23 protein-coding genes are annotated in these 23,509 nt (G+C 47.0%); 2 read left to right on the top strand and 21 right to left on the bottom strand.

Annotated elements, in window-relative coordinates:
- From GLIP_RS11440 to GLIP_RS11425, 4 genes are read right to left on the bottom strand one after another with little or no spacing between them, the layout of a single operon-like run.
- Nucleotides 1-1,029 (bottom strand): TraU family protein, encoded by a 1,029-nt coding sequence (locus tag GLIP_RS11440; protein ID WP_039995231.1) that lies wholly within the window; start codon nucleotides 1,027-1,029, stop codon nucleotides 1-3.
- Nucleotides 1,013-2,140 (bottom strand): TrbC family F-type conjugative pilus assembly protein, encoded by a 1,128-nt coding sequence (locus GLIP_RS11435; protein WP_350438526.1) that lies wholly within the window; start codon nucleotides 2,138-2,140, stop codon nucleotides 1,013-1,015. The genes GLIP_RS11440 and GLIP_RS11435 overlap by 17 nt, the downstream gene beginning before the upstream one ends.
- A 7-nt stretch (nucleotides 2,141-2,147) precedes the next feature.
- Complete coding sequence (locus GLIP_RS11430; protein ID WP_456057497.1) at nucleotides 2,148-2,639, bottom strand: S26 family signal peptidase; 492 nt, start codon at nucleotides 2,637-2,639, stop codon at nucleotides 2,148-2,150.
- A gap of 4 nt (nucleotides 2,640-2,643) precedes the next feature.
- Nucleotides 2,644-2,991, bottom strand: a complete 348-nt coding sequence (locus GLIP_RS11425) for a hypothetical protein (RefSeq protein ID WP_008305502.1) — start codon at nucleotides 2,989-2,991, stop codon at nucleotides 2,644-2,646.
- A 129-nt stretch (nucleotides 2,992-3,120) separates the two neighbouring features.
- On the opposite strand from GLIP_RS11425, the gene GLIP_RS11420 reads away from it, so the two are divergent.
- Complete coding sequence (locus GLIP_RS11420) at nucleotides 3,121-4,224, top strand: RNA-guided endonuclease InsQ/TnpB family protein (RefSeq protein ID WP_032479266.1); 1,104 nt, start codon at nucleotides 3,121-3,123, stop codon at nucleotides 4,222-4,224.
- Nucleotides 4,225-4,286: 62 nt separating this feature from the next.
- On the opposite strand, the gene traC is transcribed toward GLIP_RS11420, so the two are convergent.
- From traC to traL, 10 genes are all read right to left on the bottom strand, one after another.
- Nucleotides 4,287-6,698: a type IV secretion system protein TraC gene (gene traC, locus GLIP_RS11415; RefSeq protein ID WP_008844786.1), complete on the bottom strand. Its 2,412-nt coding sequence runs from the start codon at nucleotides 6,696-6,698 to the stop codon at nucleotides 4,287-4,289.
- Nucleotides 6,698-7,390: a DsbC family protein gene (locus GLIP_RS11410; RefSeq protein ID WP_008305510.1), complete on the bottom strand. Its 693-nt coding sequence runs from the start codon at nucleotides 7,388-7,390 to the stop codon at nucleotides 6,698-6,700. Before GLIP_RS11410 ends, traC begins: the two co-directional genes overlap by 1 nt.
- A 131-nt stretch (nucleotides 7,391-7,521) precedes the next feature.
- Nucleotides 7,522-8,460 carry a nucleotidyl transferase AbiEii/AbiGii toxin family protein gene (locus tag GLIP_RS11405; protein ID WP_008844785.1) on the bottom strand — a complete coding sequence of 313 codons (939 nt, stop codon included), beginning with the start codon at nucleotides 8,458-8,460 and terminating at the stop codon, nucleotides 7,522-7,524.
- A complete protein-coding gene (locus GLIP_RS11400) occupies nucleotides 8,453-9,244 on the bottom strand; it encodes a type IV toxin-antitoxin system AbiEi family antitoxin (protein ID WP_008844784.1) in 792 nt (263 codons plus the stop codon). The genes GLIP_RS11405 and GLIP_RS11400 overlap by 8 nt, the downstream gene beginning before the upstream one ends.
- Before the next feature lie 219 nt (nucleotides 9,245-9,463).
- Complete coding sequence (gene traA, locus GLIP_RS11395) at nucleotides 9,464-9,850, bottom strand: TraA family conjugative transfer protein (RefSeq protein ID WP_000180225.1); 387 nt, start codon at nucleotides 9,848-9,850, stop codon at nucleotides 9,464-9,466.
- Nucleotides 9,847-10,497 carry a TraV family lipoprotein gene (locus tag GLIP_RS11390; protein WP_007105007.1) on the bottom strand — a complete coding sequence of 217 codons (651 nt, stop codon included), beginning with the start codon at nucleotides 10,495-10,497 and terminating at the stop codon, nucleotides 9,847-9,849. Before GLIP_RS11390 ends, traA begins: the two co-directional genes overlap by 4 nt.
- On the bottom strand, nucleotides 10,494-11,783 hold the full coding sequence (locus GLIP_RS11385) for a TraB/VirB10 family protein (RefSeq protein ID WP_008844783.1): 1,290 nt from the start codon (nucleotides 11,781-11,783) through the stop codon (nucleotides 10,494-10,496). Before GLIP_RS11385 ends, GLIP_RS11390 begins: the two co-directional genes overlap by 4 nt.
- Nucleotides 11,784-11,785: 2 nt before the next feature.
- A complete protein-coding gene (locus GLIP_RS11380; RefSeq protein ID WP_008844782.1) occupies nucleotides 11,786-12,682 on the bottom strand; it encodes a TraK domain-containing protein in 897 nt (298 codons plus the stop codon).
- Nucleotides 12,666-13,286: a TraE/TraK family type IV conjugative transfer system protein gene (locus GLIP_RS11375; protein WP_008844781.1), complete on the bottom strand. Its 621-nt coding sequence runs from the start codon at nucleotides 13,284-13,286 to the stop codon at nucleotides 12,666-12,668. Before GLIP_RS11375 ends, GLIP_RS11380 begins: the two co-directional genes overlap by 17 nt.
- A complete protein-coding gene (traL, locus tag GLIP_RS11370) occupies nucleotides 13,283-13,564 on the bottom strand; it encodes a type IV conjugative transfer system protein TraL (RefSeq protein WP_000433891.1) in 282 nt (93 codons plus the stop codon). The genes GLIP_RS11375 and traL overlap by 4 nt, the downstream gene beginning before the upstream one ends.
- Before the next feature lie 288 nt (nucleotides 13,565-13,852).
- Between traL and GLIP_RS11360 the strand changes: the two genes are divergently transcribed.
- Nucleotides 13,853-14,440 carry a plasmid-related protein gene (locus GLIP_RS11360; protein WP_008844780.1) on the top strand — a complete coding sequence of 196 codons (588 nt, stop codon included), beginning with the start codon at nucleotides 13,853-13,855 and terminating at the stop codon, nucleotides 14,438-14,440.
- Between the two features lie 26 nt (nucleotides 14,441-14,466).
- Here GLIP_RS11360 and GLIP_RS11355 read toward each other — a convergent pair whose 3' ends face one another.
- The 7 genes from GLIP_RS11355 to brxL form a co-directional block, all read right to left on the bottom strand.
- Nucleotides 14,467-15,102, bottom strand: coding sequence for a DUF4400 domain-containing protein (locus GLIP_RS11355; protein WP_008844779.1), 636 nt, complete (start codon nucleotides 15,100-15,102; stop codon nucleotides 14,467-14,469).
- A complete protein-coding gene (locus GLIP_RS11350) occupies nucleotides 15,089-15,649 on the bottom strand; it encodes a hypothetical protein (RefSeq protein ID WP_008844778.1) in 561 nt (186 codons plus the stop codon). Before GLIP_RS11350 ends, GLIP_RS11355 begins: the two co-directional genes overlap by 14 nt.
- 9 nt (nucleotides 15,650-15,658) lie before the next feature.
- A complete protein-coding gene (gene traD, locus GLIP_RS11345; protein ID WP_008844777.1) occupies nucleotides 15,659-17,479 on the bottom strand; it encodes a conjugative transfer system coupling protein TraD in 1,821 nt (606 codons plus the stop codon).
- Between the two features lie 47 nt (nucleotides 17,480-17,526).
- Nucleotides 17,527-19,677: a MobH family relaxase gene (mobH, locus tag GLIP_RS11340; protein ID WP_008844776.1), complete on the bottom strand. Its 2,151-nt coding sequence runs from the start codon at nucleotides 19,675-19,677 to the stop codon at nucleotides 17,527-17,529.
- 121 nt (nucleotides 19,678-19,798) lie between these two features.
- Entirely contained in the window at nucleotides 19,799-20,614 is an 816-nt protein-coding gene (locus GLIP_RS11335) for an abortive infection family protein (RefSeq protein ID WP_008844774.1), read from the bottom strand.
- Nucleotides 20,615-20,647: 33 nt separating this feature from the next.
- Complete coding sequence (locus GLIP_RS11330) at nucleotides 20,648-21,418, bottom strand: hypothetical protein (protein WP_008844773.1); 771 nt, start codon at nucleotides 21,416-21,418, stop codon at nucleotides 20,648-20,650.
- A 26-nt stretch (nucleotides 21,419-21,444) separates the two neighbouring features.
- Nucleotides 21,445-23,496 (bottom strand): protease Lon-related BREX system protein BrxL, encoded by a 2,052-nt coding sequence (gene brxL, locus GLIP_RS11325; protein WP_008844772.1) that lies wholly within the window; start codon nucleotides 23,494-23,496, stop codon nucleotides 21,445-21,447.
- Nucleotides 23,497-23,509: the final 13 nt, after the last annotated feature.

Here is a 23,509-nt window from a genome sequence, read left to right as displayed (position 1 = left end):
TTAACCTCCCGAGTTACAGCAGTCTTGCCAGCGCCACAAAATGTAGAGCGCATCTTCTCCGGCACCGGGGATCGTTCGCCACTCTCCCCATTTCATGGTGCTTTCACCGATGACATGCGCACTTTCAGTTTCTGGTACAGGGAAGAACATACTCATCTTGTATTGGGATTTCGGCAGCATGGGTTCGATAACAGGTCGGCATAGCGCACTGTTCCCCATTGTTCGTCTTGCAAGACCACGCCTGTGTTGAGCCGCGATTGCACGCGCCGCTAAATGGCTGGTGTTTTCTGCTAATGAACCAAAGGCTAAGGTGTGGCCAGATAACGGATAGAGATGGCCCCAACTGCCAGCACACCAAAACAACTGATCGATGGGTTTACCAAGCGTTGATGAAGCAGCGTCAGCGGTACAAGCAGAGATAGCCAATGGATTAGCAACAGCAGCAGCTTCAGGCTGAGTAAAAAAGGCCAGTTCATCGTTCAGCCATGTTGGGTCCAATTCCGACAAATACATCAAGTCAAAATCCATGTAACCATCGGCATTGCAATTGCCATCCATGAACAAATCGAGCATGACCAAAAGCGGAAAGGCGTAATAATGGTAATGGTAGAAAGCAAGATCACCGGTATCGTATTCACCTTCACCATGACCACCTTGCAATCGCCTATCACCTAACGGTAAGCGAATCCCTCCCAGTGAAGGCGAACAACCTGGCGTTCTGACCAGTTCAATCAAACGCGCTGGCTCCCACATACTGGTAACAATACCTGGCCTTGGCACGCCTAAGTTGTCTTCACATAAGCAAAATGACTTATTTGATGCGCCGCTTGGGACATTGCCAGAGCCAAGAGGAAGACCGGCAACCCGGATAGGAAAAATGCATGACCAGCAAACATCCGTCAGCAACTTGCCGGACAATAACCCCGCGTCTGGGCAAGTCAATTCGGCTTTTGCAGGAATAGAGGCGCTTAGGACAAACATGACAACGAGAGTCCGCATCAGACGATACGTATTATTGAGCTTTTTCATGAACAAGCTCCTTTGCTGGAATTTCTTCTATTTCAAACGCGAGCCCCTTTGCTTGAACAAACGATGGGGTGACTTGCAGATCAAAGCGCTGCTTTAGCGAGGCATTGAGAAGGTAAACCGGACTATCCAATGTCTTTTCGAGCGCATTGAGGCGATTCCAGCCTTGGGCACGGTCGAGCTGCGTGGTGATAAGCGTAATGCGGCGCAGCGTCCTATCTTGCGTCTCAAGCCAATGCGCTACTGCGTCCACTTCTTCAGCGTTCGACGCATTAAACACCACGAGCTGCTGAGTAAATGGCAAGGCTTTGAGCGGGTTAATACGCGTTCCTGCTGGGATCAATGTTCGGCCATTGGCATCCAATAGTGGCCGCTGCATGACGATGGTTGGATCAACCGTTCTTATCCGATACTGCGTGGCTTTGGGTAAGTCAGTGAATGTTTGGCGAGACCAGAAACGCTCAATGGCTTTTTTCTTTAATGCGCCCAGGTCAATCGACTGTAATCGCTGCATCGCCACTTGCATCAAATCCGGTTCTAAAATCGAATGAATCGGACCGCGTTGACCCAATGAACCGGTATTGCCGGTTTCAATTTGGCGTTGCAACCAGTCCTTGCTGTAAACCCCTAGTGCACTTGCAGTCACCTTGTCATCGTCTATGCGAAAAATGGCAGGCACGCTAGTCACCCGCCAGTGCACAAAGGCTTTCGGATCGATTCGAACCTGAGGAACAGGATCAAGCCCCGTCATCAGGGTATGCCAATCACGGATAGCTGCCCCCAAGGTCTTTCCTTCAGGAATTCCCCGAAACAACACAATAGCGCCGGTAGCACTGGCCTCTTTGAAAAGCTGCTTCAGTGACGAATCTCCCAGTGAGGACGACGCAAATATCAACCATTCATCGCTGTGTTTGAGCGACGCAGGTTGTTCAACCGGTGCAAAAGGCTCTATAAATTCAGATGCACCATCCACAGCACTTTGTAAAATGCTGCGGCTCATTTCGACGATCTTTTTGTCCTCGTCAGACAACGGATAAGGCTCTTGTGCCCAGGACACTTGCACCCAAGCCAATGGAGCAACCAACAAAAATAAGAGGCATAGTCTTCTCATCATCCACCTCCTACCAAAGCGGCCAAGCGCGACCGACAATCTGCTCGCGCTTAACGGCATTCCAATAACGGGAGTCGAAACTCGTTGCGGCCTCACCGGAAAACCAATACTCGTTTTCTTGCAGCGTCAATGAGCGGCTAAATTCTGTTTCAGCCACACCAAGACGCTGGGCTAATGCCATGCCGGTAGAGACTTCAGCACCATTCACCAGCACATGCTCAGGCGTCACCTTGACTTCATCCCCTGGCATCCCTGTTAGGCGTTTCAGCATCCGAGTACCGTCGTTATATAACGGAGCGAGTCCTTTTGAGTGGAAGGCATACAGACCATCCTTAACGGGCTCTTTATTCCATAAGTCAATCAGATATACCGTGGTATCAGGAAGGCAGCGCTCTTGCTGGGTATCAATACCTATTCGGTAGCGCATCATGGCATAGGTGCCTACCAAGGCCATGATTAACGCAAGAATGGTCAGCCGGATGAGATATGGCCGCCAAGGCATTCTTTTACGGAGTATCTGCATGAGACACCTCCTTTGAGCCTACTGGCACGAAAACAGAATCATCAGCGCCAACCACCGCTTGGGCATCCAGCACGATAAAACCGGCTGCTTTTAACTTTTCAATTTGCTGATTGGTCTGAAGCAACCTGGATTCGATGTCTTGTTCGCTGGCATTAGGACCCAGTGACAACACCGCATCCCCAAAATCCACGACTGCAATGGGCGTACTTAACGCCAACTGGCTGTGGATGGGTTCGAGTGTTTTCATTAAAAGCCAGCTGGTCATTAAACCGCTACCAGCAATAGACAAAGTAATAGAGGCCATAAATGGCCAAAGCGTGGTCTTATTCATCTAAATCCCGCGAGAAACCCCGTCCTTCTAGGGCGAGGAGGGATAGCGGTTGCTCCGAAGGAGCAAAAACTACCCGATTGGTTAATGTTAATATTTACTTTCACAAAAACAACTGTATTCTTGTGAACTATGAAAGAGATCGCTATTAAACAACGCTTTTACCCAACGACTGAACAGGCTCAATTGCTTGCGCAGACTTTCGGCTGTGTGCGTTTCGTTTATAACGCGATCCTTAAATGGCGTACCGACGCTTTCTACAACGAAAGCAAAAAGGTTAACTACAACACGGCAAGCTCTAAGCTGACCGAACTCAAGAAGCAAACTGAGTTTGAATGGCTTAACAGCGTGTCGTGTGTACCGCTCCAACAATCTTTGCGCCATCAACAAACTGCGTTTAAGAACTTCTTTGAAGGAAGGGCGAAGTATCCAGCCTTTAAGAAGAAGCGCAGCAAGCAAAGCGCAGAATTCACGAAGTCGGCGTTTAAGTTCAAAGATGGCAATATCTACATTGCCAAGTCCAAACAGCCGCTTGATATTCGCTGGTCGCGTGAACTTCCTAGCGAACCAACTACCGTCACTATCTCGAAAGACAGTGCAGGCCGCTACTTCGTGTCTATGCTTTGCCGCTTCGAGCCTAAACCACTGCCTGTTACCAAAAAGACAACGGGTATTGATTTGGGTTTGACCGACCTTGTGATTACCGCTGACGGGTTTAAATCTGGCAATCCCCGCCATACTGCAAAGTACGAGAAGAAATTGGCTCAGGCGCAACGCCGCCTTTCCAAGAAGAAGAAAGGAACTGCCAACTTCCACAAAGCCAGAATCAAAGTTGCTCGCATTCAGGCGAAGATTGCCGACTGCCGCCGCGACTTTACCCACAAACTCACCACTACGTTGATAAACGAAAACCAAGTGATTAGCTGTGAGAGTTTGAGCGTTAAAAACATGGTCAAGAATCCGCGACTTGCTAAGGCCATTGGTGACGCCAATTGGGGCGAAATGGTTAGGCAGCTTGAGTACAAAGCAGAATGGCGCGGCAGAACACTTGTCCAGATTGACAAGTGGTATCCGTCTAGTAAGCGTTGTAATTGCTGTGGTCACGTAGTTGATTCTCTACCGTTACATATAAGGCATTGGACTTGTCCAGCGTGTGAAGCGCGCTTAGACCGTGATACCAATGCCGCTATTAATATCAAAGCCGCTGGGCAAGCGGTGTTAGCTTGTGGAGCGTAAGTAAGTCCCGATTGTTCTAATGAACTTCGGGCATAACGCCTTGAAACAAGAATCCCCTTCCTTTAGGGAGGGGAGCAGTCAAAGCCTCGCTCCTTCAACAACTGAGAGATGGCATCAGCAACAGAAAGGCCTTTGCGCGTTAACTGTTTAATCGCGTTTACATCTTCTGCACGGGACGAGTACAACAGCTTGTGAAACGGATCGACGATAAGGCGGCCAATCCCGGTGCCCATCTCGGTAATAAAGAAAATCTCGGAATAGACACCCGTGACGGTATGAACCGTTTTCAGGTATTCGTAGCCGCCTTCACCTAATGGCAAACGGCCTTCTTTTTTGAGCGCGTTGATGGTTTCGGCTTTTTGGCCAAGCAGGTACATATTGGCCGAGTTTTCAGCGATGGCTTTACCTGTAGGGCTGTCGTATAAATCGTTGACCGACTGCGTTACTGTTACAGCACTGCCGCCATATTTTCGAAATCGACGGTAACCCGTCTCGATAAACTTACCGACATCACCTTGAGTCAGCAGATCCCAGGCTTCGTCAATGAACACAATCTTGCGACGATCCCGCTCACCTAAGTACATCTCCTGTTGGATTTGGTAGATAAGCTGAAGCAACACCACTTGTTGCAGATGCTTACGCCCCTTGAGCTCTTCTAACTCCAGAACGGTGAATCGGTTTTTGAAGCGAATATTGTTGTGACCATTAAAGAAGCGGCCATATTCGCCCTGTGTCGTAAACGGATAGAGCTGCTCACCCACGTCCTGCACACGTCGGTCTTCATGATTTTTTAAAGCCTCTGCCACATCATCAACCAACATGGCACGACCTTTTTTCTCCCACAGTTCACGGGTCTGACGTTTTAGGTTGGCCATCTGAAAATCGGTTAATGACTGCGTAGGTGCGGCCATTGCGGCCAATAACCCAACCAGTACATCCGCTTCTTCGTCATAGTCCTCAACGATTTCAAACGGGTTTAAGCAAATGCCACTGTCCCGCCCGAACTGTAAGAACTCACCATCATAGACTTCACACAGCTTTTCATAAGAGCGGCCAACATCAATTACCCAGCATTGCCCGCCTTCAGATAAGTAGGAGGAGATGATTTCGTTCACCAGGAATGACTTGCCCGATCCCGATTGCGCCGCGATGCAACAGTTGTAATTACTGCCCGAGTCATAAAGGGACACACTCATGATCTGGCCATTGCGGGAAACAAAGTTAATCACTGGCGTGCCCGTGCCTTTCCAATCTGCAAACAAAGGCAACAGTGGGATCACATGTCGTGTCGCCATGGTCTTAAATCGAAACAAGTCGTTCATCGCCTGGCGGTCGGCACCAAATGGCAAGGCATTCAGGAAAATGGGCAAACAGAAGTACTTGTCTTCCATCAGCTCAAACCCGAGTTCTTTGAAATAAGTTCGAGCATTTGAAACAGAGCTGATGGACGCCTCTTCCGTCGGGGAAAACAGCGTTAAGGTCATATTTGCCCGAATAGGACGATCACCTTCTTGCAAGGCTTCAAAAAGAACATCAAACCCCTTTTTCTTGGCTGCCAGCACCGGCACAAACTTGAGCATCGGGCCATAAGCCTGATTGACCGCCCATTGACGCTTCGTCTCTAAACGAGATCGCATCGCCTCGGCTGAAGGAAAGTGAATGGTGACATTTAGCAAAAAGCTGCCGCGTAAGCCGCGACTGCCCGTCATCATATCGCCCGCAAAACTTGCGGCATGACCAAACCAGATCCGCTCAGGCAAGCGCTTAAACGATAAGGTTTTAACTCGGTAATCACCCAGCATCAGACCTTGGCTATCCACCTTGATAGCTCGGTCATAATCCAACACTTGCTCTCGAAGTGGTTTATCTGCCTCACTGCGGATTGGAGATGGATTACGCCAAGAAGCATCTTTTCCCCAGTTAAGTTGCGCACTTAATGCCGCGAGCCAATTTCGGTCAGTCATCTCAGTGACGCGAAAACCAACCGTTGCCAACGCCTGAGAGAAAGAAGCTCGAAGCGCGGATGCTCGACTCAACTCACGCTCCGTCGGTATAGGACTTTCCAAAGGCAATTTGCAGGTGACGATCAGTTGAAAGTTGCGTACCTGAGTCTGGGTCGATTCTTCTATCGATTGAACCGTGCCCCCATCGAGGAAATCCGCACGTTTGCGTATCGACGCCCTAAGCAATGGATCGGATTGACGATGCCGTAAGCCCATCATGCGCTGAAGGTCGGTTTGAATATCAGGCGAGGCGTACAGGCCAAATTGCAGCAAAGTGTCTTTTGGCCAGTCGTTGTTGAGTAGAACATTAACCCTGTCTGCAACAGACTCATCACCACCAGGCAATGGGTCACATAGAAAACCAAAGCCAACACTCTGGTCTTCCATGAAAAACAGTTGCTCATCGTCGGAATAGGCCAATACTGGCAAGAGCTCTGAAGCGCGTTGCCCTGAATACAGAGAGGCTTTCATTAACGCCCCTCCAACCAAGCAGAAAGATCATAAGGACGGCCTCGGCTGATGCGACCATCATTGGCGACGATGAAAGGCACACCTTGAATGCCCAGGATTTGAGCCGTCACCAAGGTACGCTGCATTGGTTCTAAGTTGCAGGCATCATCCTGTTCTAGGTTACCAATCCGGCCATTCAGCAATGCATCGGTGGCCGCTTTTTTGTCACGCGCACAGCCAAGCTGGCGAACCTGACGCTCTGAATCAGGACCAAGCACTGGCACAGGGAGTATTTGGAAGGTGTATTCTTTGGTTAACGGTAAAGCTTGTTTCAAAAGCTCATGGCAGTGCGGGCATCGTGGGTCAACAAAGACCACCACTTTCTTTTTGCCTTCACCCAGCGTCAGTGGATTCAAATCATCCATTTTTAGGCCAAGACGACCTAAGTCCAGCGTGTTCCCCGCTTCACGAATTTCTTCAAGGCTGGTAAGCGGCTTTTTGGACCAGGCATCATAGAGCGTGCCATCAATGACGAACCGGCCACTGTCTGACATGAAAACAATACGGCCATTGCTTTCGACCGCTTTCATACCCGTGACAGGTAAAGAAACCATGCCGTCAATTTTGCCAACGGGCGACACTTCAGACACAGGTTCAGCTTGAACCAAAGGAGACAGCGCAAGCGCCAGAATGATTGGAGATAGTTTTCGCATGAGGAGTCCTCGTTAATGTAAATCGAGGCTCCAGTCTATGCAGTTGTCCTATGTGGACTCGGTTAGATAGATTGAAGAAATCGCAATCTAACTAGGGGGCTTATAGCTCGTTGAGGTTTGTTATAAACGAATTACTCGGCGTTTGCGTTAACAAGCCAATCATCAAGCACTTGCTTCAATTTATCTAATTGCTCTTGATGTTTTGCTTGATTCTTTGCCAATTTGTTTATGTTCTGCAACTTCCAACGAATCGCTGGCAAGTCTGCTGCATTAGGATAGTCAAACAATGCCCAGTCAGGTTGCCCTCTTTTGAATGACATAAGGAAAGCATAATCCCTTTCTGTGAAATGTTTTTGCAGCGAAGTTAACATCATAGGCCTAACAGAAGCTAAGTCTTCGCATTCAACTTTTTCAAAAGTCATTCCATCAAATTCTGCCTGAAATTTCTCATTCAGCGGCTGCCAGTTTGGCGACATGACTTCATTAATAGGCCGAGGATGACTTAATGTATAGGTTAAAAAACCCACTAAAATCTCTCTCGAAACCCCTTCACTGCCAAGTAACATACGCACATCAAATAAGTCGCGAGGATGTTGGCGATCCATTGCAGCACACAATTTCCCACCATACAGATCGGGAAGACTGACTACCTGAATCTCAGCATAACCAAACTCGTATTCAACAGACTCTTGAACTGCCATTATTTCTGCACTATGCAATGTACCTCTGGCGACGGGCGACACTTCAATTTTGATCGTCGCAACCGGACTTGATACAACTATTCTCAGTTCATCAGCTTTATTATCCTGAAATGCCGCTCTGATATCTGGTTGAGTATTGATTCTGTCTGTAATGCGCTGCAATGCAGCCCTGACATTAATCAAAGCCTCATCTCTTGGTTCAAGTGGAAGATAAGCAAGATCAATATCTACAGATAACCGAGGAAAATCTCTCACAAATAAATTAATGGCGGTGCCACCTTTAAGTGCAAAAACCGTCTCTGTTGCTACCACAGGCAGCATTCTTATGAGCAAAGAAACCTGTTTGTAATATGGGCTATCTTTATCCATTATGTTGTTCACCTTTTTTGACGCTTAATATCTCTGGCACTGTGATTTGATATCGCTCATCAAAACGTCCTTTTTCGACAACCTGCCGCTTTCCTGCCCCCAATTTAATTCTTGTTTCATCTATGCGATTGACCCACTGGTGATCGTAGTATCGACCCAGAAATAGAAATATTCGGTTTGCCTGAACAGAGCTGCTTCGTTCAAGAATATCTTGTACTTTTCTAGGGCTAAGATTGACTAAACCCTGAAATAATTCTGCGACATGCTCAAATGAAATCAGCTTTCCAATCGCATCTACCACTTCATAGGCAGCAAGTTCTGCACAGCTGACAGTGAGTTCTTTCTCTTTAACCGTGATCCTTTTCAAATCTTTCTCGGGATTCACTTCAAGCTTATGGTTTCCACAGTAAAACCAATTCTGATAAGGGAATTCACGAAACCATTTCGGTAAGGACGACTTGTTTTTAACGCAAATCCAAACTTGCTCTTTGTTCAGCTGTAAATAGTGACTCAGTCCTTGGTGAGTTAAGCTGCTCAATCCAGCCAAATGAACTGAAACGCCCAATTGCACATCTAATGCTTGAATGGCATCAACCCAAGTTGGCTTTATATCGCCCCGCGCATCTGGACGATAATACACGCCAGAACATAGCTTCTTTAGCCAACCGTTCTGCGCGTACTTTTGAGCCAAGGAATAGCTCACACCGTTTTCAGTCAGCCATTGCTGAAGTACTAGCGCACCAGGAGAAGTATGAGCAACAAGCCAGTTTATCTTAGATGACATTTTAACACCCAAAGTATGAATATCACAAACAGTATAAACCATATAGTTTATTGTGACAGTGATTTTAACACTTTAGGTATTAATATACCAAATACTGTAAACCAAGCCCGCTAATGCGGCGTTGTTGAAATGAAAAGGTCTACACAACATCACCAATAACCCGATGTTGTGTAGACCTAGTTTGATTACCTTAAGTGAACTGCCTACTATGGCTCACATTCAGGTGCCCAGTAAAACGGCGCTGATTGCTGGAACAGTTGTGCCAATAACTTCTTGAGTGCTGGCAACAACAGGTAAGGTTGCAGACATAACACTTTCAACGACGGTTGGCGTATTGTAGAGACCCATACCGCCACCAATGCCCAAGGCAAAAGCCATCAAGCTTTGGCGGGCGATACCGCCCACAATACCCACCAGTACCATGGCTCCCGCTACGATCCGTCCCAAAGTACCTTGGGTCCAATCTTTTAGGGTATCCCACACATCAGTGAAAGCATCACCACCGGTGCCCGCAAATGAGGGCTCCGAAATCATTAACGCCATTAAACCAAGCGCACCAATGGTCATTAGGCGCTGAGTCTGAATGGTGCGAACTGCATTTGTCATTCGTTAGTTTCTCCGTAGATACTCAAGTTATCGCGCTTACCATCAGCTCCCGCTGAGGCTGAATCGCTTTGAGTCTGAAGTGGACGTAGCACTGGCGAAACCGTTCGAGGTGCTGACACCCCAATATCCCACCGGCGCGGTTCAATTTCGGTAAACACGTAGCTGGATAAATTCAGATCTCCACGGTCATCCTCCCAAGGCGCAATCCAAATCCGCATTACCCTTGAAGGAATGCGAATAGGTGCAGATTGCTGCGTCTCAGGTAATGCTGGATGGCTCAGCAGTCCTGTCTCTAAATCAGATTGTGAATACCCAGAGGGAGAACCAATTCGAGTCGCCACAGCATCAATCGTCTTGGGTGCAGCGCCATTACTGGTCAGCTCATAGACTTCACGAGCGGATAAACAGCGCACACCGTCAGGCATACCTGGGCATCCATATTCACTACTCCCAAGACCCAATGAACTACAGCCAGACAATAAGGTTGAGCCGACTGCCAATAAAAGTAATCCAGCTTTAGACCACTGTTTTGACTGGTGCTTTGGGTTGTTCTGCATTGATGTCGTCATGGTTAACTCTCCTCTGGATACACATCTTATTGTCTGAAACGGACTTCGATCGGTTAGCAACATGCAGGATTTTTTCATCTTCTTGCACCTCCCCCTTGCGAAGTGGCCAACGACAACGAGGCACCACGAGTGACTATGACTTCAATTTTCCTGGCAGCGTCTACCTCTATGACTGGGAACATATTTTCAGCCATGTCCAAATAGAACTTGGCCACTCGATCCAATGCTTTACCTGTGCCTTTAATCGCAGCGCCTTGTAATGCTTCTTGGCTCATGACTTGCTGGTACAGCTGAGTATCACCGGCATTACCCGTCTGAATCGTTGGTACAGGATTCACATCAAATGCGCCTGCCAAGCCCTGTAGGAATCCGGCCATCATCGATTTAGCCACCAGTTGGCCTTGTTTCGACACTAATCGGCCACGAATACCGGCTTTGCCGTCTTCACCTACGGCATAAGAATCCAGTCGTGTTTCAATGACGCCGCCATCTTCTCTCACACATGAAATGGTCTCGCCTCGCAAATAGGCACGCTCAGAGCTCAAATCACCGTAACCTGCGGCGATCAAGAAACACTCTTTGATATCCGCTCTAAATCGGTTGGGTAAAATGGCTTCCTTTTGAATCCTCAGCAATGCTGGAAAAGGCTCGCGTCTTGCGGACTCGTGAGTGGGGGCATCCAAACCTGTGATCAAAGTACCTGAGATGATGCTGCCCGCCGGTAGATACAAAGGCGGCGCTTCTTGCACAACAACCTCTGGTTCAGCAACCACTTCAGGCTCAATCATACGAATCGTGATTGGCGGCAATGGAACATCTCGTGCTCGTGTACCTTGGCCATTGGCTGGCTGCTGATAGAGCGGATCAGGCAGCGGCGCATTGGCAAAATAGTCGTCTGGGTTAGACGGCAGAGGCTTTTCGTCTTTGGGTAATTCCATGGCAGATAAAGGCACTTCAAAACGGCTATTTTTGCCTTCAACTGCTGCATCACCTCCTGCGCGAACATCATCAAGTTCCGCTCTAAGGCGGGCCAGCTCCGCATTGACCTCACTTGGTATAGAAGGCGAACCTGGGCTTAGCCGTCCTGAATCGACGTCGCGACGCAAGCGCTCAACTTCACGACGTAACTGTTCATTGCGCTCACTGAGTAGTTTTACGTTCGCAGCCAAACTATCGACCCCAACATCACGAGTATTGGTATCCGTAAGAATGTGCCGGATCGTTTCCTTCCGGTTCCGACTGCTTGCGCCATCGTCAGGATTAGGTGAAAACACCATAACCATAAGAATGAGACCGCCAGCAATACCACCAACCGATAGACCCCGCTTCATGTTCGGGCTCATTTGTTCCCATTGTGCTTTCATCGTTATTCACCTCCTACAAGAAGCGAAGGTCGCTGACTTTCCACCGCTTCTTCACGATGATTGCGAACAACCACATACAACTCAGTCTTTTCACCCGGCAACAAGATATTGCGAGGCCAGTAGGCGCTTGCCACTATATCTGGTGTATGGCAGGCTAATTCACTGGCTTCTATCGGCTCATCGGCAAAGCTTTCAACCAGTCCTACATATACGGTGAAGTAATGTCCCGACACAATTTGCCCCTGCTTAAAACCAAACTTTAAGCCCGGCTGAAAACATTTCGGGCTTGTGTCAGTTTGGCCAGCTAAACGGATGTCATAGCCTTGTGGTAACTCATTTAGTGCAAGGCGTCTGAGTAAGTCACGTAGGTTATCGACGTAAGGTTGAGCTGTTTCCCAAGTGGCGGCTTTGCGGTTCACGACGCCCTTAATAGGCCACTGCTGACCATCAATAGCTAAGGTGATTTCACGCGGTGGAATACGACGAGGTACTAAGGTGACAGATAACGCGGGTGCTTCCAGACCAGGCGGAGTGATGTAAAGTGAAACCGGTGATTCTTTGTCCGTGGCCACATATACAACATTCCCCTTGATTTGCGTCTGAGCATCACTGGTTGTTCTCACCTGAGGCGATTCAAACGGCGTCACAATTCGATTCAGATGACCAAGTGCTACAGGGATCAGTTCATTAACCCCCGGTGTCATCAGTAGCGTTGTTGGCGTATCCGTTGAAACCGTATTGCTTTGAACCGGTGGATTTGCAGTAGCAGACTGCTTCATCACACTGGCTGGCACAATTGGCAATTCCACGTCTGCATACGACGCTTGAGATAACAGGACGCCACTCAAGCTCATTGCGATTAAGCTTGGTGTCATCCATCGACTAATTTTGGTTCGCATCATTCACCCTCCGGCTTTGCTCTTGGGTCAACTTTTCACGAACTCGCTTCGTTCTAGCTTGCCCCTCATACGTATCCATCCAACTGAGCTTTGGACGGTATTGCTCAATATCGATGTCAAACTCATAGGTGCGAGTTTGGCGCTGTTCATCTCCAGATGGTCCAGAGACCAAGGAATAACCGGTCACAAAGACATGGCCGGTTTCATACTCATACTCCACTTGTCTGGGTTGGAATTTGAGCGTGACTCGGTCTTCACGGATCTGTCTTGCCTGAATCTCCAGTGCATCGACCACTTGCTGGTACACCGCAGGTGAAAGCAGCGGCTCGATAGCAACCCGGATAAAAGACACATTGCCCGGCGTCACGTTGCCCATAAGCTCAGCTAGGTAGAGCCCCCAGGATTCCAAGTAAGGCTGAGTAGCCTGGTTTCGTGACACTTCAGCCGTTTCAGACAAGGTTGGCGGTTGAATGGCTACCACGGTATTGCGAGAAAATGCCGCAAGCAGCAAGTTAGATAGCACCAGCACTGCAATCAGAAACCGTTGCCATCGGTTCTCTAATTGCGTGCCTTGCCATGATTTTAAAAACACGTCGAACTTCACGGCAGATAGCTCCTGATAAATGGGTTAGGGATCGTCTTGGCTTTGGTTGGCAACAGTCCAGCCCAGTAGATGGCGTGAAGAATAAAACCATCTGGGCGACCATCACGAAAACGCCGATAGAGCTTGGTTGTTACCAACCCCAACAGGCATAAAACCAAGGCATTACCGGTAAAAATGCCGATCACTAGCCCCAACAGAATGGGAGCCATCTCGTCGGCACTCCAAAGCAGGAAGTGCGGCGGGTCATCGATATAGGACGGAATACTCACAGGTTCCATAGTCACTCCTCGTTGTTTGAATTGAGAAGTGAAGGATGCCTTGGGATTGGCAGGTTCAGTGGTCAGCTAGATGCCGAATTCTTGAAGGTTTTGAGGGTTCTACTCAGACAATACTAACAATTGATCTTTTTGATGCGGTTGATATGATGGGGATATTGGTCGTGTCGAGACCAGCTGCCCACTTTAGCAAACCCGGACGGGACGACATGCATATCAAATTTATTTTTTGCTTAGGTTTTTTCTGCGACCTCGGCAGTGGGCACCGTATTCGCTAATAGGAGAAACTCAATGCAAATTACTAAAATCATTTCCTCTGCCACGGTTGAACGTTTAAAGCAAAAAGCACGAAAGCTTAAACGTGAACAATCCATTACACACACTGAAGCACTCGATGAAATTGCAGTATCTGCTGGTTTTAATCATTGGCATCAGGTTGTACAAGCTAATGACGTACTGAAACCATCAGAGGTGGCATTATCTTCTGGATGTGTCATGGCTTTTGATGTCAAAGATGGTATGGATGTCGATACCAGTGATGGGATCTTAATTGAAGACCACTTCTTGGAGACGCTTACTGAAAAGCAGCTATTCGAAATTTATGCCAATTCCCCTGATGAGGACGATGAGCAAAACAGGCCACTAAAAGAAACGCTATCGGATTCAGAGCTTCATGAGTATTTTCGAGATGATTGCTCATTCATGTACTTTCGCCTAGCCGCGTCTCATGCAAACAAACCGCTGAAAGAAGTATTGGCTCTTATACGACAGTACTCGTTTTGGATGCCGCAATATATTTGGCTTCAAGGTCACCTTATTGATACTTATCATTTGCCAGCTGAAGACGAGAATGGCAATGCCGTAGGCGTCAGGTTTTAGCTCTACAAGATGAGGCCTAACTGGCCTCATATTTTCTTCTGCAAGTGACTTAACGCCAACCCCGCCATCAATGCCAAACCAATGATCAGCGACGGCAACACCACCGGTGGAATAGCCAGCGGGGCGAACAATCCCATAAACAGCAAGATGACGCCTGAACCCAGAATTATCATGCTGTAGCGGTGAATGATTGGGCTCGAAAAATCAAAGGTTGTCTTCTTGATCTTCCAGGTCATCAAGCCGTCCCACAACGCCGGTAACATGAGAATAAGCGCAAAGGGCAACCAGACCATCAGCAACGCAAATCGAGTGAACACTTGGTACAACACATCAAAAAATGCTTGAATACGGTCTTCTACCCAGACAAACCAAAAGCCTCCCATGTTCTCCATCCCTTTAGAACGAAGTCGCTGCTGTTCAGTTGGGATTAGAAAATCTCGCACAGATTGCTCCATCTGCGTATCCACAATCCATGACTGATACCAGCGATGGCTAGTTTGACCAATCCAATAGCTTGTTTGAGCGCCCAATTGATTTTGGATCATCTGCTTCTCTTTACTAATGACCCGGCCAGTCCAATCACCGGGCACTAACACGCCAATGGCAATAATCTCCAACATCAGTGCCAGACACAGCAGCCAAACCGACTTATGCTTGCTCATGCCAAACATCCTCTTCTACTCGCGCCAGCATGGCTGCAACGGTTGGCGTCATAATCCGGGCTTTAATCACTTGTTGAAGCCGCTTTGTCGTCGTATGACCAGTGACATAACGCACGTCGATGCGTCCTTCAGCCAGATACGCCATCCGATTTGGACGATTACGAATCCAGGTGTGGAAATACACACCATCCACGGCGGCCCACTCGAAATGGTCAGGATCACGCAGGCGAATCCCCGTTAAAGCACTGGCGGCAGTCCAGGTCAATGCCTCAATGAAATGCCAAAGGCGTACACTGTCATCATCACAACTGACTTCTTCATAACTGCCCAAGCCATTACACAGACACAAATCAAAGATGGAATGGCCATCTAACGTGAACGCATCCGTTAAGTAGTCCGCCAAGCAATACACCGAGGCCAAAGCATGAGGCCAGTCGGTTTCAAGCAGTCTTAAGGTTTCCTTGAACTGGGGATTATGTTGCTGCCACTGAGCGAGCATTTCTTTACTGGTAAGTGTTGTCATTTTCAGACAGACAGAATGATGCATACAGACTCCTTATGCTGCCTGTGTAGAGCTGGTTAAAATAGGAATACGGCCTTTGATCACGCGGCCACCTGAAAGCTTGGCGATGTACTCCAGGTTAGGGAGCTGGCCTAATAGCTGCGGTGGAAACATATCGCCTTCTTCCTCCATCAAGCGTTCGCCATGATTGCCGGTAAACAAGGCGGGGCTGTCCGAGTTGGACGACATACCTTGAGTTTGCATGATGTACTGCAACCGAGTCTTAGGGAGATTGTCGGTAATGTACTGCTGCGTTTCGGCATCCATCACCCGAAGGGCTATCAAGTTGTTGATGTTACCTAACACCTGACGAGCCTTTGCTTCACTGCCTGTACGAGCAGCAAAGTCAGCAAAGGTCTGAGTAGCAATCACACAACGCATTTTTGCGCCACGGCCTTTGTTGAGCAGTTGAATGAAGGGATCGTTAACGACTTCAGCCGCCTCATCGATGAAGATATTTACGGGACGATTTTCAACACCATAGTTATAGCGGTCACCGGCCACAGCCGTGAGATCGGATAAAAGCAACGAACCAATGGCGCTGCCCACCATGGCGTCGGTCAATGAATCCAAGCCGATATAGGCCACTTGGGCATTGTTGATAATACGGCCAGAATCCGTAATTAACCGACTGTCATCCACGTCGTTTGCAATCGGTGATAGCAATGGGCCTAGTTCACTTGAGGTGAGCATATTGAGCACCGGCATCAGTGAAGCCACCATCTTGGAATAGTGGGTTCTATCGTGCTCAAACATGCTCAAAAGGCCTTCCAAATCGGTATTGGCGGCAACAGGCTGAATGCGTTCATAGTAAAAAAGCAGCATCGCCATAGCTTGTTTTGCCAAGGTATTAGCCTTTTCGGTAAAGCGCTTAATCTCCACACTAAAGTTTGGATACACCTGCTCCCCCCAGGCTGTGACGGCTTTTACAACTAAGCCTTCTGGGCCACCTTCCAAGAATCGCCTCAGTGTTTTCAGATCAGGACGTTGTGACGTAAGCAACAAACCTTGCACGATGTTATTCAGTGCCATTTGGCCAAAGGCTTTAAATGGATCAGCACCCGTTTCGGATGGGATTAGTGCCGCAATACGGCTGGCAATTTCAGTACCCCGGTTAAAGTTTCTCAGGGGATTAAGACGTACTGAATGCTCTGGAAAACCCGGATGAAAATACACAAAGCGCTCAGGACTACCGGCGGCAATACAGGCTCGCTGCGCATTATCCTTAAGTTCTTTGTCGCCCTTGGGGTCAATAATAATCACGGCTTCATTGCGCAAAATGGCCTGGGTGATCATCGCATCAAAGCATCGGGTTTTCCCTGCACCGGTCGTACCGACAATTAAGGTGTGTCCCTCAGTATGACCTACTGGCTGGTACACATCTTCTTCTTTGGGCTCAACACCATGAATCCAGGTTGAACCCATTTGCTTGCCGTGACCTTGGTTAAGCAAGGTTTGCTTATCCCGCTTTAGGATTTCATAAGCGCGTTGGGCATGACGTTGATCCCACTCAAAGCCATACCCTAACCACAATTCATCAGGATGTTTTGCCATCACTTTTTGCAAATGCGACAGCTCCATAAAAGCCAAAGGTTTGCCTTTTAATCCCTTCTGTAACTTATGAAGACGGTAAGCCTCAGGCAGGCGATACAACGCCATGCCCGAGGAAATCCCTGTCATCCACCAAAATGGCTCAGGTGGTAGCTCAGTCAGCATTTCTGCCGCAATCGCCCCAGTGGCCCCAACCAGCCAGCCTGCTGCTGCCATGGCTTCATAGTTCGTGCGCCAAGGCATCTCGTATGCGTTTTCTTTCATTCATGCTCCGCAAAATAACCGTTTGCAATAGCTTAATTTCAAAAGGATTAACGTTTAGCGTGAGCGGTAAACAAAACCGTTTCCCCCTCATCAAACTGGCATTGGTCACTGGCCGAGATCCCACGAAGCAATTGCCCGGCTGGAATACCATGCTCATTGGCGACTTGGCGTAAGGTTTGAATCGTGACGCGAATACCATCGGCACTATGATCCACGTCGGGGTAATCGCCATCGGTCAGTAAGATGGGCAAATCTTTCACAAAACTAACCATCTGTTGCCGCTGCGCGTGTTTGGGGTCTGTACTTGAGTTCGCATTGGCCGCAATCGGCTTTTGCTTACGCTCCGCTCTTGTGGCGGGCTCTTTTGCTTGGGCATTGGTTATATTAATTCGACTCGGACGCTGTGAAGCCTCTTTGTTCTGAATTGCTGTCACTGATTCTGCGTCTTGTTTGGAAAGGTCTATCAGTGCAGTTAGCCCTTTAGAAATCGATACCTTCAGCAGTAACCCTTGCTCCTGAACTCCATCATTTGTAGTCACAGTTCTGGCTTTACGCGTCGGGTTTGCCGGATCTAGTTCAAGCCAATCTAACCGACTGAGTTCAGCAAGCAGTTTTCGGGGTGCACACCAAGGTCTTACGGCATCGGGATAGCGGATCAGAAGCTGTTCACCAACCATAATCAACGCACTGCTGGCCTCTGGGAACCACGCCAAAGATTCAGGAAGATTCAATGCTTCTGCATCGTGCTGGTTTACGTTATTTGAGATAGCGCCATCATATGAATTGTTAGGCTTTTCACATCCATCACCCGGAACGTTTTCATTTTTCTCAAGGTGATTAACATCACTGGCATGAAGAAGTTCATCATCTTGTTCGGACGGTTTTGTCGAAGGCGACTTAGCCGAATTGCTATGTTCGATTGATGATGACGCTTCAGGCAAGTCTGAATGCTCACTGGAGCGACTCTGTGGCTCTGCTTGTGTTTGCTGTGTTGCTTCCCACTCAGATTTGCTAAACAGTCTCACGCTACTTGGTACATTCGAGCTGAACAATAAGTCGGCCTCAGATATATGCAGCATGGGTAACCAGATTGGCTTGTCGTCTTTGATCAGCACTTCAGGGGCAAGGCTTTCATATCGCTCATTTGAGGCGGATTTAGTGGCCAATCTTCGCTCAATGAGGATGTCCGCAAGGGTATCGGGATCTCTTGGGATGCCAGGTATCTTGTCTTTGGCCAATAGCTCAATGATGTCCTTAGCCGCGCTTTTCCAAACCAGGTAAAGATGGGTTGATTGATTCGATTTTCGTACCCAGACTCTGGCGTCTCGCTGATTGACCAGCCATTGCGAACTGGCAAGCAATCGCCTCATGGCATCAAGTAGATAGCGTTCGACTGGGACACCAAGGGCATTGTCGTCAACGAAAATTCGTTGAACTTTCAGGTCTCGCTGGACACTGGTTTGGTCAGCTTCAATGACCAGTTTAGACAGGACATGCTCGGGATCGGTATTGCCAATTGCCTCCAGCATGGCTTGCAAAATCTCAGGACCCGGCTGGGTTAACCAGGCGAGCAACTCAGGTGTCATCACCCGGTTTAACACCAAAATTGAAAATTGCTCGTGCCGCTTGCACCGTCCGTCGCGCCAGCGAATGAAATAGCGTTCAATGCTGTTATTAGTGGTCCACTGAGATAATGTCTCTAAAAAAGGGTTCCACTGATAGCGTCCATCTTCGTCTGTAATGGACAAGTCTGAAACTGGCTTACCAATATCATGGAACAAACCGCCAAGAGCCGCCGCAACACGCCACCTTGGCTCTAGCTCTTTTTTCTCAACCGGTGTGCCACTGGCAACAAAGATGATACCTTCAGCTGATTGTGCAGCCCAGAAAGCAACTTCCAATGAATGACGTAATAAACCGCCAGCACCACTGTGATGATGATGCTCAGAAGCTGGCAACAAATGAACATAAGCAGCAAGATGGTCAATGCAGGGCTGAATCAACCGTTGAAAATCACGCTGGTTAAAGCCAAGTACCTGGCGCAGTTTGGCAATTAGCTCCTCTTGTGTGGACTGCAAATCTTCAGGTGACGCAGCTGGCAACCCCTTCAGGAATGGCGGGTAGCGTGGAATTTCTACATCCAGTTGCGATGAAAGCTCTGGTAGTGCTTTGGTTTGAAAAAATAGTTTTTTGAACATAGTGAACCTCCGACACGATAGTGTGAAGGTTCAAACAGAGTTGTTTAGTTCGATAGCTTCAAAAATCTTGCATCAAACTACCATGTCATTTTTAGGCCACCAAGAGGCTAACAATCCGCTATCAATGTTTTACGAGTTCTTTTGATGGATACTTTAGTTGCCATGTTTCTATTAGGAATAACGCTGCGGTACTTGCTGAGTGAATAGCTAACTTGGCTATACGGGCATCTAGTCGGGTGTATCCCCGCTCTCGACCATGAGCATCACCACCATGTGTTCGCAGAGCTCCGATACCTTCAACAATGGTTGCCAATCCAGATAGGACCTTTCTTACGTCATCAGCAATTTCTGGATTTACATTAATTTCTCCAGGAGACAACCCTAGTGGTCGCTTTACTGAGTCAAACAATCCCTTAATATCTTTCTTCTTAGGAAGTTCAAAGCCAAGTTCAATTATGATCGAACGGCACACACTCTCCAGTGTAGAACAAGCCGATGTGACAGCACTTTCCGGATCACGAAAGGCGCTTTCCAGGGCTCTATCAAGGTCCCTAGATACCGTATCCATATTCAAAACTTCGGCTTTGGTTGAAAGCGTCGCTAAGACTGAAGCACTAACTCCAGTTTCAACTTTGGCTAAAATTTCAAGCAGTTTTGCCTTTTCCTGCGGGTCTTCGGGCTTGTAATCACATTTATACTGCCAAAGTTTTCTGAGTACTTGACCAACCAAGTAACCATCCTCTAGCTCAATAAAAGCTCTTAAACGTTTAGCCTTTGAGCCCCCATTGATCTGGTACTTTTCTTGAGTAATATCAATGTTCAACTCGTCTTCAAAATACTCAGCCATTGTCCTATCTGAAAAATCTAACAGGTAGCCATCTGTCATTTCGAAAATTTTATCTATCGTTCTAATCTCAGAACCTTTTAGTTTTGGCATGAGCAATCCTCTCTGACCATAAAACGCTGACCGTCATGTTGTTAGCCAAATAAAGCCTTGATAAACAGAGATGGGTACCGAAATTAATGCACTAGCCAATGCAATTGTCTTAGCCAACCGGCTTTCAAAAAGCCTATCAATAAGAACGCCCATGCCCTTTGCGTTCGTTTTAAGTTTTCCCTGAGCTAGCTTATCGATTACTTTCTTATAAAAACCGGTCTTACACAGCGTAGAGTTGTGCATTTTGATGAACTCATTGCTCTTGAACGCTTCTACTTCTTCCGCACCAGTTAAAAAGTGCCTATGGATACCACCATTCAAATTCATCAATGACTTTAAGCGAGGATCTGCAACATAACCACTGCCATAACGGTCAGACAAAATATCATTGAGATTGATTCGTCGTTCAACAGGAATTACTGCCATATCGGTTTTACCAAGTACTCGATATCGATGTTCTAAATGTTCGAAACCGTAAGTCAGATTTCGCATATTCCAGTGAATCCAGTATCTATCACGACGATCACGGACAAATTCATTGAATTTACCTAGTAACGCAAGCTCAATATCATCGAGACGTTGATGGATATTATCTCGACTGATACCAAGTTCTTCAGCAATAGCGTGAATAGAAAAACTCACTGTCTGGTCTGTAGACAGGTGCAGTATTGCAATCGACGTAATTCGAGGAGATAAGCCGTCGTTATCATCATTCAAGCTTTGGCAAGAATAGTGAATAATGTAGAAATTCTGAGGTGTGCGCTTAACCTCACGAATGAATTCTTTGCTATTAACGATAGTCAATCATCTTACCCCAACAATATTTAAAATCAGTCAAGCAGTATGCTTTTTTGCATAAGCATCTGATTATTCTGATAAAATGGAACATCTGTATTGCCAAGAACTGTTGGTGGTACATTTGTTAGCTCAACTAGATTATCCATTGGAACAACAACCGTCTTCGCGCCATTCTCAGACAACATTGTTATCTTGTCAGCAAAGTTAATCGACCTTTCAATCGCACCGCCAACGGATATATTACCCAACACTGCAAGGCCAGCCTTTAGGTTCTTTTTGTACAGAGCAGACACGATTGCGATATAAACCGCTGAGCCAATTCCCGTTGATATTGAAGCCCCCAGCATATTGGTTACTTGGATAGTCATATCGTAATTTTTAAGCGAGTGCTGTTCACTTAAAATTGTTTTTTCATTAGCTTTAATATACTGGTAGGTATTCTTGATATTTTCTTTTACTCCGGTGTTACTTACACCAGAAATATTGAGTTTCCCAGAACCCGAGGTAGTAACAGCTTCAATACGCACGAGCGCGACATTGTCACCATCACTAGTACTGGTGTAACAAACACCAGGCGGCAGTGGCGTATTTTCGATTAAGTGAGATCCCTTTTCCTCAGGCAAGCCAACAAAGTGCTCTTCCTGCGTTTCTTTATCTATGTAAGAAAAATTCGTATCCCAAAACTCCATTCCACCGATTCGCTTTAACTGTTCTTTCACGCGACGTCGCATTTCAAGAGCTATCTCGAGGTATTCACGCACATCTTCCTTGGTGTATTCACCATTCGGGTGAAGCAATTTAATCAGACCTGATACCGTCTTTTTTACTGGCTTGGTGTCACGTTGTTTCAAGTGTGAACCTAGCGAAAAAAAGTTTTCAAGAGCATCAGTGTATGTAACGCGACGAAACGACTTCAATGCTTCTGAGAAGTAGTCTGTACTGAAACCAAAATTAGATGTGAAGTGTTTAGGAGCAAACTTGATCATTTCCCACCCAGGTAGATAAAAATGAATACGATCAAGGAATGCAGTATCGTTATTCACTTCATCAGAAAGAGGACTAAATAAGTGAGATGTTTGCAATACCGTCTCAACTGGTTGATTTATATTGCCGTTTAGGATTATTGAAGCAACACCAGTGATTTCACCTCCTGCACCAGCTCGCGAAAACGAGCCAGACTCCATATAGTCCTTCATTAAAGGAACAGCATCCTTTTCTTTAAAGATCTTGTCCGTTGCCTCATCGAAACATATCGCATCCCATTGACCAACGGCACCAACTTTGCCAGTAGAACCGTGAACAAAGAGCTTGGCAACTGTTCCTTGACCACCTGATATAAGCACGGCATAAGGTGTAAGCTCTTTAAAAACGAACGACTTACCTGTTGACCGCGGACCTAACTCTACAAAGTTAAAATTACTCTCAACCATTGGCAGCAGACGTGCAAGTAACAGCATTTTTACGCGGGTTGTCATCCCTTCAGCATCTGGCTCATATCCACAGCTACGTAGCAATACATTCAGCCATTCATCTCTCGAAAACTCATTTCTTTTCTGGATAATCTTACTGTTATCAAAAGTCGACAGTTGAATAGGCTTTATATTTGTCACTACAAACGGATATATGTTTTGACCGATTCTTATGTCGGGGTCATATTCGACGTCAATAATGGCCCAAATACCACCCATCAACATCTTCTCATGCTCTTTCACAAGGCCATCACGGATATTACCGTTGTTAATGTTGCTATTTTGAAGCTGAGCCCAATAGATATCTTTTTTCGAATCCAGTTTGACAGAAATTTTATCGATTATTTTAAATCGACCTTTTTCTCTTATTTTAGAATGTATTAGAGAACTTTCTTCCGGATTAACATAGTGCTCGCTAAGAATCTTCTTAACGTTTTCCATGCCTTCTTTAATCTTTTCTTCATCATCGGTAGAGCAGGAATTAGCAATTAAATATTCCAATACAAACACCGGTACGTTGGCACCAACTTTTACCATACGCACTAAGTCTTTCTTTACCACATAGCCTCGAAAGTGCTCTAACAGCTTGTGATCTAAATCGTTCAAAACGGCCATCGCCTATTCCTCT

This window comes from Aliiglaciecola lipolytica E3 (assembly GCF_000314975.1).
Taxonomy (GTDB): domain Bacteria; phylum Pseudomonadota; class Gammaproteobacteria; order Enterobacterales; family Alteromonadaceae; genus Aliiglaciecola; species Aliiglaciecola lipolytica.
Note: the sequence above shows the minus strand (reverse complement) of the source record. Positions and strands in the feature narration are given on the sequence as shown.